This is a genomic window from Nocardia vaccinii NBRC 15922, from assembly GCF_001613305.1.
Taxonomy (GTDB): domain Bacteria; phylum Actinomycetota; class Actinomycetes; order Mycobacteriales; family Mycobacteriaceae; genus Nocardia; species Nocardia vaccinii.
Map to the genome: position 1 here is coordinate 13150 of NZ_BDCC01000027.1, position 14642 is coordinate 27791.

Below are 14642 nucleotides of genomic sequence, written 5' to 3' on the forward strand. Positions count from 1 at the left end.
CGATGCGCGTATCCCTGGTGCTTCCGAACGCGCCCGCAGTCCCGGAGCAGGCCGAACAACCGGCCCGGCTGGTGGCGGAATCTCCACTTCTGCAACGGCTCTGGCAGGGCCAATCCTACGGTGTGGACACCGCGACGACCTTCGCCCATCTGGCGGGGCGCGGCATCCGCCCCGCGCTGGGGACCGCTGTCATGCTCACGACGTTGCAGCACCCGGCGCGCGCGGCGCTGGAGGCGCGCTCACTGGCGGTGATCAGCGGGCAGCCGATGATGTACTGCGTCGGGCCCGGAAGCCGGAACGTGCAGCGTCTGCTGCGCGGCGCGCCCGACCCCGCGCCCGTGGCCAGTACGCGCCGCTATCTCGGCGATATGCGGGCGATGCTGGTGGCATCCGATGCGGCCGCCCGGCGCGATCATGCCCGAATCGCCGAGCCGCCCCTGCTGTACTCCATTGCGGCTCCGGACATTCGAATCGGTGTCGGGGTGCTGCGCCCGGCGATGGCGCGAGTCGCCGGATCGTGTGCGGACGTAGCCATGAGCTGGCTCGGCACACCGGAATACATTCGCGACCACCTGATCGGGCCGATGGCATCGGCCGCGGCTCGGGCGAACAGGCCGCGGCCGCATCTGGTCGCCACATTGCATGTCGCGGTGGCTCGGCCCGGTCGTGACGCCCGGCGCCTGGCACATATCGGAATCGGCGGTCACCTGGCGTTGGAACATTACGTGTCGACCGCGCGACGCTGCGGTGTCGCGGTCGAACCGGGAAATGCTCCGCGAGCCGCCGCGGCCGCGCTGGATTCCGGATTGTTCTGCTACGGCTCGGCGGCGGAGATCGCCGAGCGAATGCGCGCATACGCCCGATGCGGAATAGATGAAATCGCCTTGCACATCGCGGCGGTGGCGGCCTGTCACGGTGTCGGCGAGGCATTGAATGACGTACGAGAAATCCTGTCGGAGTGGAGTATTGCCGATGTCTGCTGATGAACGGCCTCTTCCGGAATCCGTGAGCGAACTCGCCGCGCTGCGCTGCTCGATCGGCGCGGTGGACCGATATCCGGATTTTCCCGCGGAATGGGGTGATCCGAAGGCGATCGGGGAACTGTGGTCGGACGCGACGTTGCGCGAGGCGGTCCTGTTGGCCAGCCCGGTACTCGCCGAGCGAACCGCGCGGGCGCTCGAAACCGGGGAATCGGGAATCCCGCTCAAGAAACGCCGGCGAATTCACCGGGGATTGCTCAAATACGCGCTGCGCCTGAGTTCGCGCTGTACTCCTTTCGGCACATTCGCCGGTATGGCGATGCTGCCGTTGGGAAATGAGGAACCGGTGCTCGCGAGCGAACATCGCCGGTTGGTATTCGCGTCCAGGGCACTGGGGCGACGACTGGCCGAGAGTGTCCGCGGCGGTCCCGCGGTCGATCTCGTCGCCAATCCGGCCGTCATGGAACGCGGCGGGCGCTATGTCGTCGCGGTGATGCGCGGCAGTGTTTCGACCCACGATGTGGCCTCGGTGCGGGCGACCGGGCCGGTCACTCTGGCTCGGGAGTTCGCGGCGACGCCGCGCCCGCGCCGTGATATCGAGGACCGAATCGCGGCGCGCTATCCGGACGTTTCGCGGGAGACCGTGGAAAAACTCGTCACCCAGCTGATCGACGCCGAGGTTCTGCTCAGCACCGCGGATGCCACGTTCTTCGACGTCGACGTGCTGGATCGGCTGCCGGACACCGCGCGGGTGTCCGAGATCCGCGCGGCGATCGATCGTTACGCGAGCGCGCGGCCCACCGAGTCGGCCGACGCACTGCGAGCCCTGTTGGACGCCTGCCGGTCCGAGGGCGAGATTCAGCAGGATGTGCGGGTGGATGTGGAACTCGCTGCGCGGGGCGGTATTCCGGCCACCTGCGCCGATGATGCCGCCAACGCTGTGCACGTACTCACCCGCACCGCGCTGTTCGGTAGCCGGGACATCACGCTGGACGAGTTCTGCGAACAGTTCCAGGAACGCTACGGCTTCACCCTGGTTCCGCTTGTGCGGGTGGTGGACGAGGAACTCGGGATCGGCTTCCCGCGTGGCTACGACGATCCCGGCAGTGTGCCCCGACGGGTCCCGACTCCCGAGGAGCGCAAACAGCGAGAGCTGCGGGGCCGCCTGCTGGATCGGGCCCGCCGCGCCGACGCCGACACGGTCGTCATCACCGATGACGACCTGTCCGACTTGCCCGAACCCGACCAACTCGCCTCCGGATACGACATCTTCCTTCGGCTGCACCGGGATTCGGCGGGCCCGACCTCGACCGTGGTCGGGGCGAATTTCCCCGGCGGCGCGGCTGTGGGTCGCTTCACTCCCGGAATCGTTCGGGCGGACGCTCATGCGCGGCGGTGTGCGGCCTGGGAGACCCGATGGTGGTCGACGGAGCGAACCGGCGGGACCGGGCTCGTGGCGGATATCGACTACGCGTGCAGTCGCGACGGCGTCAACGAGGTCGCCGCCACCGGAAAGTTCTTTCCCGCGACGCTGGTGGTGAATTCCGATCCCACCGGCAGTTCGGGGCGCACGCTTCGCCTGGCCGACGTTCATCTCGGCTTGGTCGGTGACCGAGTCCGGCTTTTCCTCGCGGACGGGACCCCGCTGCGTTGCCAGCAGCTGAACATGGTGGCGGTGCAGACCAGCGCCAAGCTGGTCCGGTTGCTCCGGGACATCTCCGACGACGGGATCGTCCGCCCGTACTGGGGGTGGGGGGACCTGGACGACACCCTGCACTATTTTCCCGAGGTGCGCTACGGCAGCGTCGTTATCGCCGAACGACGGTGGCGGTGCCCGGAATCGGTTGCCGCCGAGACGGATACGGTGGCGGCCTGGCTGTCGGAAGCCGGTGTGGGCCGGTACATCCTGGTCGGCGAGATGGACAACCGGCTGCATCTGGACACCCGCCACCCGTTGCACCTCGATCTGCTGGTGGAGGAAATCGCCAAGGGGCACCGCTGGATTCACGACGCACCCGATCCGGATGCCCTGGGCGTGGTCCCCGACAGCGCGGGGCGGCGGCATGCGACGGAGGTCGTCGTCACCGTGGCGAGCTCGACGAGGGCGGTGAAACCGCAACGGGCCGTGCGGCATCCGGTCTTCGACGGTCGTTCCGACGCCCAGCGTCTGCTCGCTCCGGGCGGGGCGTGGACCTACCTCACCGTGCGGCTCGCGGCCACGCTGACCGATCGGGTGCTCACGGACTTCCGTGCGGCGGTTCCCGAATTGGACGGGCAGTGGTACTTCGTCAGGTACCGGGAGAACACCGGCGGGCAGCTCAGGGTGCGGATACATCGGCCGCTGTCCGAACTGGACCGCGCGCTCGAGTGGTTGACCGAGGCCCGGCTCGCGGGCGCGATCGGCGAGTTCTGCCTCCCGATCCATCACCGCGAACTGGAACGATACGGCGGCGTCGCCAGCCTGCCGAGCTACGAGCGGTTGTTCTGTCTCGAGACCGGCGTGATGCTGCCGTTGCTGCCGGTGATGGCCGAGCCGTCGGCCGAGCGAACCGGAATCCGCGACGGCATCGAACGGGCGGCGGGAGTCCTGTCCGGCTGGCTGACGGGTATCTCGCCCGACGAGGACATGCTGCGGGCCACGGTCGGCGTCGCGGTCACCGGATATCTCGACGAACTCGCCGAGGCGGCCCACCACGTCAAGAAGAACCTGCGCGGGCGAACCGTCGTCCGCGACGAGGCGAGTGCGCGAATGGAATCCGCGGTGCGCGAATTCTGGGCCGCGCCTTTGGTCGGCGCTGTCCGGACACCGGAGATACTGCAGAGCGCGAGCCATCTGATGTGCAACCGGCTCGGCCTGACGCGCGCCGAGGAGTTCGCGGCGATGTGGCTGATCAACACCGAAATGACGACGAAGGGATGGAAGAACGATGCCGGGCGATAGATCGGCGATGACAGCGCACTGCCCGGCCGAACGGCTCGCGGTGGACCAGGGCTGGGAACTGATGGACCTGTTCCGGTCGAATGCCGAGCGAGCCAGGACGATGTCGTTCCCCTACGGGTTCGACCCCGAACTCGATATCACCTGGCAGCCCCTCGGCATCGGGCACGGCGATCTCGGTATGGCCCTGGTGTATTCGGCCGCCGATCAATTGGATCCGGACGGCGGCTGGGATCGCAGCGCGATGGAACACGTGCGCGCCGCCGCGGACAGCTTCCCGGACACTCCGACGGCCGGTATCGGATTGTTCTCGGGCACAAGCGCTCTGGCCTTCTGCCTGCGAGCGCTGTCCCGCGAGGGCGAACGCTACGTGCGCGCGATCGTCGACGTCGATGCGGTGCTGGCGGCACAACTGCGGCGCGAACTCCAGCGGGTCGACGCGCATGCCGGTGTGGCGACCGATTTCTACGACGTGATCGTCGGCCTCGCCGGAGCCGTGACGTACGTGATGACCACGGCAGCAGCGGAAACGGCGCTGCGCGAGCCGGCGGTGCGGGCGATCGGCGAATTGGCCGCCCTGGCTCTGGTGGATTCGCCGGGCGGATTGTGGACTCCGCCGGAGAAGGTCGGTGAATTGGAAGGACGGTTGCGGCCCGAGTTGTGGGCCGGTTATCTGAACTGTGGATTCGCGCACGGTATCGCGGGAGTGCTCAACCTTCTCGGGCAGGCGTGTGATCGTGGGATCGGTGGTGATCTCGTCGTCGAGGCCACCGATCGGCTCGCGGATCTGCTCGTCGAGGTGTCCACGACCCCGGCGGGGCTGGACGTTCCGGCGAACGTGCCGCTGCATCGCTTTCGCGCGGGTGATCGCGGATCCGATTGCGCACGTTCCCGATACGCCTGGTGCTACGGCAATCTCGGTGCCGCCCTGCCGTTCCACAACAGCCGGTATCTCGCGGCCCGCCATCCCGGCCTGCTCGCCCGCCTGCTGGACACCTCCGGCCGGACCGCCGACGATATGGGCCTGGACAACCCGACGCTGTGTCACGGCACGGCCGGAAAGCTGGTGCTGGAGCGGGCGATGCTCGGTGCGGAGACGGTGCACGACAACGTCGCAGGACTCCTCGCGCAACGAAATCCCGAGCGAGTCTTCGGCTTCGACAACGTCCAAACCAGTTGTCCGACTCTGGATTCACCCGGATTGCTGGACGGATCCGGCGGTTCGGCCGTGGCGCTGGTGTCACTGGCCGCGCCGCCGGATGCGTTGCACGCGGTGCGCATGTTCACCGGACGGTGGCCGTCATGAGCCCACTGATCGAGATCCGGGACGCCGAGGTGGTTTTCGCGGGCGACATCCGGGTCCTGCGGGACGTGTCGTTGAGTCTCGAGTCGGGCGACTGCGTGTCGGTCCTGGGCCGCAACGGTTCCGGCAAGACCACGCTGCTGCGCCTGATCACCGGCAATATCCTGCCCGCCTCCGGAAGTGTGCTGGTCGCGGGCTTCGCCACCGATCGGCATCGGCGGCAGATCGCCGAACTGATCGGTGTCAGCATGTATTCCGAGCGCGCCTTCTACTTCCGGCTGACCGTGGACCAGAATCTGCGGTACTTCCAATCGCTGCGAAATCGGTTCGGCCCCAGTGCGTCTCGCGAACGCGCCGACCTGATCGAACAGGTCGGCCTGACCGCGCATACCAGGACCAAGTTCATGGAACTGTCACTGGGACAACGGAAACGACTCGGCCTGGCGCGGGCGTTGATCGGAACTCCGCCGGTGATAGTCCTGGACGAGCCGTTCGCCAATCTGGACGACGACGGAACGGCCGTCGTCGTGGACGTCGTCGAACAGCGTCGCCTGCACTGCCTGACCACCGTGTTCACCACACACGAGATGGCCGATGTGCGAGGCGTGGTCAACAAGGTGGTCACCCTCGCCGACGGCGCCGCCGAGATCACGGATCCGGCATACAAGCGCGGGGACGACGCCGAGCGGGTGCGCACCGTGACGGTCGTCGGATCGCGCAAGCTGCGATTCGACCCGACCCCGCTGTCGGCCAGGTACGTCACGGCCGTCGAGGGGCGGAAACTCGCGATCGAGGTGCCGACGGATATGAAGATGTCCGAGGTGGTCGGTCTCGTGGAAGCGACCGGCATGGCGGTGGAACAGGTGGTGGATACCCCATGGCTGCGCTAGATCCGGGAGAGAAGATGGACCGGCACAACTGGTTTCGCCAATACGGCGTCTATCTGCTGCGGCTGTACTGGGAACGGCGGACCTACCGCACGGCCATGGTGCTCGGCGGCGTGACCAGCGTCGTCGGATTGGCGCAATTCGCCTTCATGGGTACATTCCTGCAGCGCGGCAACACTTTTCCGGAGATAACTCGATACGGCGGAAATATCGTCTCGTACTTCCTCTCGGGCACGGTGTTCACCGGATTCGTCGCGGTGGCCCTGCACGGTTTCAGCAGATACGTGCAGGAGGAACAGATGACCGGGACGCTGGAATCGGTGGCGGATTCCCCTCCGGGCATCACCCGGATGATGATCTTCTCCGCGTTCACCGGCTGTGCGGCCACCGCGATCGGATCGTTCGCGATGATGGGGCTTTTCGAGGTGCTGCTGGGATTTCATCTCGATGTGAACGTCGGCGGCGTGATCGTGAGCCTGCTCCTGACGTTGATCGCCCTCGGCGGATTCGGTATGGCCGGATGCGGAACCGTGCTGGTCACCAAGCGCGGTGATCCGGTGACCTGGTTCGTGGTGACGACGATGACGCTGCTGTCCGGCGTCCTCTACCCGGTCGACGCCCTCCCCGGGTGGATGCGTGCGGTGGCGCATTTCCTGCCCACCACGACCGCTCTGGATCTGCTGCGGGCCGCATTGCTCGGTGGTGCGAGTATCCGCAGTGTGCTGGCCGCGGCGTTGCCGCTGACCCTCTGGGCATGTCTCAGCGTGCCCGCCGGGGCACTGCTACTCCGCTGGGGTCTGCACACCAGCCGGCGACGAGGCTCGCTCGGCCAGTACTGACGCTATCCTTTCCTAGCGAGCACCGCCGGTCACCGGACCGGACCTCCGGACGAGCCGTACAGGGGGCGGAGTGAGCCCGATCAACGTCGCGGTCGTGGACGATCAACCGCTGGTCGCCTCGGCATTCGAGATGTTGCTGTCCGACGAGCCGGATTTCCGGGTCCTCCCCGGTGGGCGGACCGGACGCGACGCGGTGCGGCTGTGCCGCACCGAACCGGTGGATGTGCTGCTGCTGGACATCCGCATGCCGGATATGGACGGCGTCACCGCGACTCGGGAGATCACCCGCGCGGGCCCGCGCCCGCGGGTCATCGTGCTGACCACGTTCAACGTCGACGCCTATGTGGTGGACGCGGTCTCGGCCGGAGCCGCCGGGTTTCTACTCAAAGACTGTGAGCCGCACGAACTTCTGGCCGCCATTCGCGCGGTGCACGCGGGCGGCGCGGTGATCTCCCCGACGGCGACCACGCACCTGTTCGACGCGTATCGGCGCGGCCACACCGCAACCGAGCAGCCGCCCGCGGGACGGGACACCGGGACGCATCAGGCCCTGGTCCGGCTGAGTCCGCGCGAGCTCGACGTGCTCGGTTTGATCGGTACCGGGCATACGAACATCGAGATCGCCGGCCAGCTGTGCATCGCGGAGACGACGGTCAAGACGCACGTCCGCAATCTGCTCACCAAACTCGGGTGTCGTGATCGGGTCGCACTGGTGGTACTCGCGCACGCGGCGGGTCTGGTGCGCTGAGCACTCATCCCGTGGGAGGAGCCGGACGCCGGATTCGTCCCGGCGGAGGAAGCGGCGAATCCCCGTGTGCCCGCACACTTTTCGGGTGATAGTCGATATGCAGCAGATAAGCAAGAGGTTCGGTCGCACGCAGGCGCTCGCCGACATCACCCTGTCCGTCGCGCCGGGGACCGTATACGGGCTCCTGGGGCCGAACGGGGCGGGAAAGTCCACGACGCTGTCCATCCTGCTCGGGCTGCTGCGGCCAGACGCCGGGACGCTGCGGCTGTTCGGCAGGGAGTGGAATCGCCAGGCACTGGCCGGCATCGGCGCCTCGGTGAACGGTCCCAGCTTCTACGGGCATTTGTCGGCCCGCGGGAATCTGCGGGTGCACGCCCACCTGATCGGCGCCGGGGACCGGGAGATCGATCGCGCACTGGCGCTGGTGGATCTGACCACGGTCGCGGACCGCCGCGCGGGAGGTTATTCCACGGGTATGAAGACCCGGCTGGCGACCGCGATCGCACTGCTGGGTGATCCGCCGCTGGTGGTACTCGACGAACCGCAGAACGGTTTGGACCCCGCCGGTATCCGGCAGATGCGCGAGCTGATGCGGTCCATCGCCGCCCAGGGGCGCACGGTGTTGTTCAGCAGTCATGTGCTCTCGGAGGTCGCCGCGACGGCAGATCACATCGGCTGTATCGTGGCCGGGCGCACCGTCTTCGAGGGCACGCTGGCCGAATTCGCGCCCACCGGGAATATCGAGAATTCGTACTTCGAGTTGTGCGGGGTGCGGGCATGAATCCGATGGGTGTCCTGGTTCCCGGATTCTCCGAGGCACTGCGGTCGCAGGCCCGAATCTGGATCCGCTCACCGCTGATCGCGCTGCCGCCGGCGGCGGTGGTCTACGTGGCGCTGGCCGTCGGCCTGCAAATGGCCACCGGCACAACGACATGGACCGGTTCACTCACCCATCTGAACATGTGGGTGGTCGCCGTAGGGCCGTTGTTCGTGGCCGTCCAGACCGGCACGATGGCCGCGTTCGACCGACGCGCCCGGTCGGGCGGAGTCGAATCCCGTGCCCTGGCGGCGTCGACGCTGCGCAACGCGAGACTGGCGGTGACCGCGACCTGGTGTCTGCTCGCCCATGCCGTCGTGGTGATCACCACGTGCGCCGCGGGCGTGCTGTCGGGGCAGACCGGCGCCGGAACCGCCGTCCTCGACGGCGTGCGGCTGCTGGTCGTCCTGTGGGTGTCCTATCTGGGCTACTGCGCGGTGCTGACCGTGCTCGGCGAGATCGCCGGTATGGCGGGATGCCTTGCGGCAGGGTTGATCTTCAGCGCGCTCGGCACGCTGTACGCCGAGTCGCCGAGCTGGTACCTGGTCCCGCCGGCGTGGATCGTCCGCCCGGCCCTGCCGCTGATCGGCACGCATGCGAACGGCGTCGGCCTGGGCAGCGATCGGATAGCCCACGGCTGGGCGGCGGTTGTGCTCGGCGCTCTCGGCACGCTGATCGTGCTGCTGCTCGCGCCCGGCGTGCGCGCCACCGTCGAAGCCGTGCGGTATCGGTTGCCCGGACCGCTCACCCGATCCGGCCGTGGCGGCCGAGATCACCTGCACAACAGTCCGATTCGCGCGCTGGTGTTGATCCTGCGCAGTTCCTGGGTGGTCGCGCTGGTGGTGGCCGCGGTGCTGGCGGTCATCGTGGCGCAGCAGCGGTATCAGCCCGGCGTGGCGTACGAATTCTTCGCCCTGCTGATCCTGCCGATGGGCTGTGCAGTCCTTCCGGCGATCTGGATTCCTCGCCTGCGCAACGGTTTCCGGGCACTCGCCGGCCGTCCCTACGATCCGCGCAAGCTGGTCGTCCGGTTGACCGCGATCCTGCTGGCCACCGAATCGCTGGTGTGCGTCGCGGTCGGAGCCGGTGCGATGGCCGCGGGGCAGCGCCTGGGGCTCGCGGTGCAATGCACGTTCGTCTCGGCGGTGATCGGGGCGATGCTGGTGATGCTGGGCGCGGCGGTCACCGCGGCCGCCGGACGATCGGCCGGGCTGCTGGTCGGCGTCGTGGGAACGGTGTTCGGGGCGCTGGTCGGCGGCAGTGGCCTGGCCGGGCAGCTCGGACTCGTCGTGCCGTGGGCGTGGGCGGTCCTGCTGACCCCGGCGCGGGCGATCGTCACCATTCCGATCGCGATGGCGATCGCGATCGCCTGCGCACTGCTGGCCAATCGCGCGTTCGCGCGGCGGTTATCCGGGATGTGAAGTGCGGCAAGGGGTTCGAATAGCAGGTCACCAGGTGTCGGCCGGGTCGGCGTGCTGGATGTCGACCGGAAGCCGCGCCGCCAAACGGACTCCGGTCGCGGTGGCGGCCACATCCAGCGTGCCGCCGACCGAGGCCATCCGCTCGCGCAGCCCGGCCAGGCCGCGGCCCGCGTCCAGGTTGTGCGGGACGACGCCTGCGTTCTCGATGATCGCCACGCACTCTCCGGACTCCAGCGCCACCGTCACTCGCATGGTGGCCGCGGGCCCGGCGTGTTTGATGACGTTGGTGACCGCCTCGCGGACCACGCGCAGAACGGCCAGGCGGGTGGCCGCGGGCCAGGCCCGCTGCCAGGCCGTGAGGGTGTCGTCGGAGGGCAGATCGTCCTCGACGGCGATTCCGGCGGCACGGGCACGGCGGACGGTGTCGCGCAGGTCGGTGAAGGAATCCGCGGACGCGGTCCCGTCATGGCCGTCGCGCAGCAGGCCGACCAGATGCCGGACGTCGCCGAGGGCGTCCTTGGAGATGTCGGCGACCGTGCGCAGCACCTCGGCGGTCGATTCACCGCGGCGCTCGGCGACCACGAGTCCCATGCTGGCCTGTGCCCGCACCGCGGCGAGGGTGTGGCCGAGCACATCGTGCAATTCGGCGGCGATGCGATTGCGTTCGCTGGTCCGGGCGGCCTCGAGCGCACGTTCGTGTGCGGTGCGGACCGCGCGTCTGCGGCTGCCCCAGATGTACGCGGCCGACAGCACCACGATGTGGTAGGTCATCGACCACTTGTAGTTCTCGGTCCTGATGGCGGGACTGCCGAGACTTTCCACGATGCCCACCATCAGACCCGCCGGACCCCACCACCACGACTGTGCGTATTCGGTGACCGCCAGCAACGAGATCGGGGCGAAGATCAGGATCGGCGGGACGCTCAGGTAAATCGGCGACAACTGCGCCGTCAGCGCCATGCAGCCGAACAGTGCGCAGGTGACCACGAATGCCGGAACGGGCCGGGTGCGTCGGACGAAGACGGCCAGCGCCACGCCGGTGGACAGCACCGCGAGACTGACGTACTCGATCGGATGTTCGTGCACCGTCAGAGCGACCAGCAGCCACGACACTCCCGCGCACAGCAGCGCGATGATCCCCAGCACGATGTCCGCGCGAGCAATCGCGCGGGGCTCGGCGCCCATCTTCCCCCCGGTTTCGGTGATGAGTTGTTGTCCGGGAAATGATAAAGGCGGCCCACCGATCTGGCGGGCCGCCTTCACGCGTCAGCTCACTTGCTGATCGGGCATCCGCAGGTCGCGGTCTGCGCGGGGCAGGTCTGCAGTGCGCCGGTGACGCAGCCGGGGGTGCACAGCGAGACGCTGGTGACCTGCTTGGCCGGGCCGTCCAGGCCGATCGAACGCACCTGGAAGTCGAGATCGAAGTCCGACATGGTTTTCTCCATCAATTGTTTTCGCGGAAGCGCTTTTTCGCTTCGACAACGAGCCTTCCAGCGCTCGCTCGCACCGCGATCACATCGCAATCGCAGATATCACCCCGCGCTCGGTACCGGGTCGGACCAGGTCTGGATGCGGCCGCCGAAGTTGGTCGCCGTCACGACGCAGACCACGTTCTTTCGCTGTGCGGCATCAGAATTCGGCAGTTCAGCGGTGGTCGCCCCTACGATCGGCGTCAATCCCGGCAGGGTCCCCATCCAGGTGATGGTCGACCAGCCGATGGATGTGCTCGACGGACGGCGTCCGCGAACCTGATCCCACTGCGGCATATCGCAGTGCAGTGTTCCGTTCGTGCGGCGGACGACCGGCTTCGCCACGGGGAACGGTTCGAACTGGCCGAGTCCGCCGAAGATCCAATCCTGGAACGCGGTTGCATCGGCGAAGGCCGCGATCGTCGGGCCGCAGGGCTTGCCGAGCGTCTCGCCGCCGAAGCTGAACAGCCCCAGCAGTTCTGGCCGTCCCGACCGGTAAGTCACTGCGGGACTGCCGCTGTCGCGCCAACAGGCGCCGACCGCGTGGGCGGTGGTGTCCTGGGCGCACATCACCGACTTCTCGTCGACCTTCGCCGGGGTGGCCGCCGCGCAGTCGCGCTGCGGTACGACCGTCAGATCGCCCCGATTCAGCGTGTCATCGCGGTAGTCGGGATTCTCGAAGCCGACGGCTTTGCCGGTATTGCCGTGTGCGAAAAGCGAAACCGCCGTGCCGGGCGTGGGACGGCTCGGCGCGATCGGCAGCACGGGCACGCCGGTGACGGGCTGGTCGAGCAGAATTACCGCCAGGTCGTTGCGAGCGCTGCCGGAATTCACGGTGGGATCGACCGGGGTCGGCAGGATCTCGTAACCCGGAGCCGCCGCGACGCCCCGTACCCCGCGCACGATGCCGGGCTCCTTCGACAACACCCGGGCGTTGATGTGTATTCGCATCCGGCTGGGGTCCATATCGGCCACACAATGCCCGGCGGTGACCACGCGATCCGGAGCCACCAGCGCTCCACCGCATTCGGCGGTGTCGAACAGCGCACCCGTCCCGACCGGATCGATGGTCGCGACCCATTGCGCCACGTTCGGGTCGGTGACGGGGGTCCCGTTCGCCATGGCATGCGCGACCCCCGCCGACGGCAGGAGCGTGACCACGGCCGCGATTCCTGCGATGACGCGATGACGCGCCGGATTCCTGCGGTTACCGTTGCGTCCCAGCCTGGCTTTCATGACCCCAGTATCGAAAAAGGCTGCGGCGCAACACTTCCTCCGGTCGAGGGAAATCCGGGGCCGGGCTCCTCCCACGGGAGGAGCCCGGCGGGACGAGAACGCCCCCGATGGTTACCGGATCGACATTGCCGCACAGTGCACGCAGTATCGCCGACCAGCAGCCGGGCTCGGCGGCGGCGGAGCTGGACGTTACCGCGCGAGGTCGGCTCGATACCGCCGTCACCTCGGCATTCGTCGAGTTCGTCAGTACCGGGCAGGGTGTACGGTCCGGACCGTACAGCTAGCTGAGCGCGTCCTCGACGATCAAAGCGCGCAGTCGCCGGCGGTCGAGTTTGCCCGAGGGCAGGGTCGGGATGCGGTCGCTCGCACAGACATGCCAGCGGGTGGGGACCTTGTAGGCGGACAGTTGTTCGCGGGTGCGAACGCGCAGGGAGTCCAGGTCGATCTCGGGGGTGGCCGGGACGACGACGGCGCAGACCTGTTCGCCCCTGGCCGGGTCCTCGATGCCCAGGACGATGCATTGCCGCACGTCGGCGAAGGATTCGACGACGGCCTCGACCTCGCGGGGCGATACGTTCGCGCCCGCGGACTTGATCAGTTCGCTGGTGCGGCCGACGTAGAACAGCCGGGGGTCGCCGGTGATGCGGTACACCAGATCGCCGGTGTGGTACCAGCCGTCGGCGTCGAAGACCTCGGAGCGTTCGCGCTTGTTGTATCCGGCCATCACCCCCGTGCCGCGGATGAGCAGTTCCCCGACGTCCCCGTCGGGAACCTGGGCGTCGTCCGGTGTGATGATCCGAATTTCGGTGTACGCGAAGCTGCCCGCGGTCTCGGTCAGGCTGCGATGCACCGGAAACTGTTCGGGCACACCGGACATCGCGATATCGAGCGGTCCGTCCAGCAGCATGGGCGCGCTGGACAGATCACGCTCCCCGAAGGTGGGATGCTCGCGCAGCCGCTGGGTGAACGCGGGCCAGCCGATCACCCCGACAGCGCGTTCGCGTTCGATCAGGTCCAGTGCGGCACCGGGATCGAGCCGAGGCAGCACCAGCAGCGTGACCGGTTCGTGCAACGCCCCCGCGGCGGCCAGGACGCCGCCGATCCAGAACATCGGCATCGCGCACAGGATGCTCGGCGTACCCGGCTCCCCGGTGACGTGCCGGATCGCCGCGGGCCAGGTGCTGGTCTGCCGGACCAGCGTGCCGTGGGTGTGCAGCACGCCCTTCGGATCGGCGGTGGAACCCGAGGTGTGGATCATGATCGCCGGGTCCGCCGGTGACACCTCATGCTCGACCGCGGCGAGGATCTCCGCTGGAACCGCGGGCAGCTCATCACTCCAATCGGTCGCCCAGTCACGGCCGGGACCGCCGGTCAGGACGATCTCCCGCAGGTACGGGGTCTCGGGCAGTCGCAGTGCACCGCCCGTCGAGGAGTCCAGTCCGGGCAGTGCCGCCTCGAACGTATCGGCGGTATCGGTGGCGAGTATGCGGCCCGGTGCGACGAGCAGCTGAATATCGGCCAGCCGCAACACTTTCCGGATCTCGGCCGGGGCATACATCGTGCTCAGCGGCACGGCGACCGCGCCGATGCGGCCGACCGCGAGCCACCACGTCACCCATTCGGGGCCGTTGGTGAAGAACAGCCCGACCCGAGCCCCCTTGCCGATCCCCTTGTGCAGCAGGCGACGTGCGATTCGCGCGGAACGCTCGTCGGCCTCGGCATAGGTGAGCCGGTCGTCCGTGGTCACCACATACGGTTCGGGGCCGACCGCCCGCACGCAGCGCCGAAGCAGTTCGGGAATGGTCGAACCCGGCTCGACGTCTGAAGTGGACACCCGGCCCATTATAGAGCAGCATTCTTCTATTCGGAGAATGTGATTCTGTGCATGACGGCTGCCGGAATCACCACCGGGAGATTCCGCGGTCTACCGGATACTGCCGTCGTCGGCGACGTTCCCGGGCATGCGGCCGTTCGAACACCCCCGGGAGGCATCCTGTTCGACCG

13 protein-coding genes are annotated in these 14642 nt (G+C 67.9%); 9 read left to right on the forward strand and 4 right to left on the reverse strand.

Annotated features, from left to right (window positions below; translation table 11 throughout):
- Positions 1–2 precede the first annotated feature (2 nt).
- The 8 genes from NV1_RS18315 to NV1_RS18350 all read left to right on the forward strand — a co-directional run bounded on the left by NV1_RS18315 (position 3) and on the right by NV1_RS18350 (position 9933).
- Positions 3–983, forward strand: coding sequence for an LLM class flavin-dependent oxidoreductase (locus NV1_RS18315; protein ID WP_067892862.1), 981 nt, complete (start codon positions 3–5; stop codon positions 981–983).
- On the forward strand, positions 973–3921 hold the full coding sequence (locus NV1_RS18320) for a lantibiotic dehydratase (protein ID WP_169813346.1): 2949 nt from the start codon (positions 973–975) through the stop codon (positions 3919–3921). The genes NV1_RS18315 and NV1_RS18320 overlap by 11 nt, the downstream gene beginning before the upstream one ends.
- Positions 3908–5224, forward strand: a complete 1317-nt coding sequence (locus NV1_RS18325; RefSeq protein WP_067892866.1) for a lanthionine synthetase C family protein — start codon at positions 3908–3910, stop codon at positions 5222–5224. The genes NV1_RS18320 and NV1_RS18325 overlap by 14 nt, the downstream gene beginning before the upstream one ends.
- Positions 5221–6111 carry an ATP-binding cassette domain-containing protein gene (locus tag NV1_RS18330; RefSeq protein WP_157117104.1) on the forward strand — a complete coding sequence of 297 codons (891 nt, stop codon included), beginning with the start codon at positions 5221–5223 and terminating at the stop codon, positions 6109–6111. The genes NV1_RS18325 and NV1_RS18330 overlap by 4 nt, the downstream gene beginning before the upstream one ends.
- Positions 6099–6947: an ABC transporter permease gene (locus NV1_RS18335; protein ID WP_067892870.1), complete on the forward strand. Its 849-nt coding sequence runs from the start codon at positions 6099–6101 to the stop codon at positions 6945–6947. The genes NV1_RS18330 and NV1_RS18335 overlap by 13 nt, the downstream gene beginning before the upstream one ends.
- A 70-nt stretch (positions 6948–7017) precedes the next feature.
- Positions 7018–7695, forward strand: a complete 678-nt coding sequence (locus NV1_RS18340) for a response regulator (protein ID WP_067892872.1) — start codon at positions 7018–7020, stop codon at positions 7693–7695.
- 85 nt (positions 7696–7780) lie between these two features.
- Positions 7781–8476 (forward strand): ABC transporter ATP-binding protein, encoded by a 696-nt coding sequence (locus tag NV1_RS18345; RefSeq protein WP_245713790.1) that lies wholly within the window; start codon positions 7781–7783, stop codon positions 8474–8476.
- Positions 8473–9933 (forward strand): ABC-2 family transporter permease, encoded by a 1461-nt coding sequence (locus NV1_RS18350; protein ID WP_157117106.1) that lies wholly within the window; start codon positions 8473–8475, stop codon positions 9931–9933. The genes NV1_RS18345 and NV1_RS18350 overlap by 4 nt, the downstream gene beginning before the upstream one ends.
- A gap of 27 nt (positions 9934–9960) precedes the next feature.
- On the opposite strand, the gene NV1_RS18355 is transcribed toward NV1_RS18350, so the two are convergent.
- From NV1_RS18355 to NV1_RS18360, 3 genes are all read right to left on the reverse strand, one after another.
- The gene (locus tag NV1_RS18355; protein WP_067892877.1) at positions 9961–11118 is read right to left on the reverse strand and encodes a sensor histidine kinase; all 1158 of its coding nucleotides are present in this window, start codon (positions 11116–11118) and stop codon (positions 9961–9963) included.
- Between the two features lie 86 nt (positions 11119–11204).
- Entirely contained in the window at positions 11205–11366 is a 162-nt protein-coding gene (locus NV1_RS42200; protein WP_084525506.1) for a gallidermin/nisin family lantibiotic, read from the reverse strand.
- A gap of 99 nt (positions 11367–11465) precedes the next feature.
- The gene (locus NV1_RS18360) at positions 11466–12638 is read right to left on the reverse strand and encodes a S1 family peptidase (RefSeq protein WP_067892878.1); all 1173 of its coding nucleotides are present in this window, start codon (positions 12636–12638) and stop codon (positions 11466–11468) included.
- Positions 12639–12745: 107 nt separating this feature from the next.
- Between NV1_RS18360 and NV1_RS43620 the strand changes: the two genes are divergently transcribed.
- Complete coding sequence (locus tag NV1_RS43620) at positions 12746–12922, forward strand: hypothetical protein (RefSeq protein ID WP_157117110.1); 177 nt, start codon at positions 12746–12748, stop codon at positions 12920–12922.
- Here the strand turns inward: NV1_RS43620 and NV1_RS18365 are convergent.
- Positions 12919–14472: a class I adenylate-forming enzyme family protein gene (locus NV1_RS18365; RefSeq protein ID WP_245713791.1), complete on the reverse strand. Its 1554-nt coding sequence runs from the start codon at positions 14470–14472 to the stop codon at positions 12919–12921. The genes NV1_RS43620 and NV1_RS18365 overlap by 4 nt on opposite strands.
- Positions 14473–14642 lie beyond the last annotated feature (170 nt).

Coding starts and splice junctions, on each gene's coding strand:
- NV1_RS18355 (WP_067892877.1), bottom strand. CDS start 11,118: ATGGGCGCCGAGCCCCGCGCGATTGCTCGCGCGGACATCGTGCTGGGG.
- NV1_RS43620 (WP_157117110.1), top strand. CDS start 12,746: ATGGTTACCGGATCGACATTGCCGCACAGTGCACGCAGTATCGCCGAC.
- NV1_RS18350 (WP_157117106.1), top strand. CDS start 8,473: ATGAATCCGATGGGTGTCCTGGTTCCCGGATTCTCCGAGGCACTGCGG.
- NV1_RS18320 (WP_169813346.1), top strand. CDS start 973: ATGTCTGCTGATGAACGGCCTCTTCCGGAATCCGTGAGCGAACTCGCC.
- NV1_RS18315 (WP_067892862.1), top strand. CDS start 3: ATGCGCGTATCCCTGGTGCTTCCGAACGCGCCCGCAGTCCCGGAGCAG.
- NV1_RS42200 (WP_084525506.1), bottom strand. CDS start 11,366: ATGTCGGACTTCGATCTCGACTTCCAGGTGCGTTCGATCGGCCTGGAC.
- NV1_RS18335 (WP_067892870.1), top strand. CDS start 6,099: ATGGCTGCGCTAGATCCGGGAGAGAAGATGGACCGGCACAACTGGTTT.
- NV1_RS18360 (WP_067892878.1), bottom strand. CDS start 12,638: ATGAAAGCCAGGCTGGGACGCAACGGTAACCGCAGGAATCCGGCGCGT.
- NV1_RS18325 (WP_067892866.1), top strand. CDS start 3,908: ATGCCGGGCGATAGATCGGCGATGACAGCGCACTGCCCGGCCGAACGG.
- NV1_RS18330 (WP_157117104.1), top strand. CDS start 5,221: ATGAGCCCACTGATCGAGATCCGGGACGCCGAGGTGGTTTTCGCGGGC.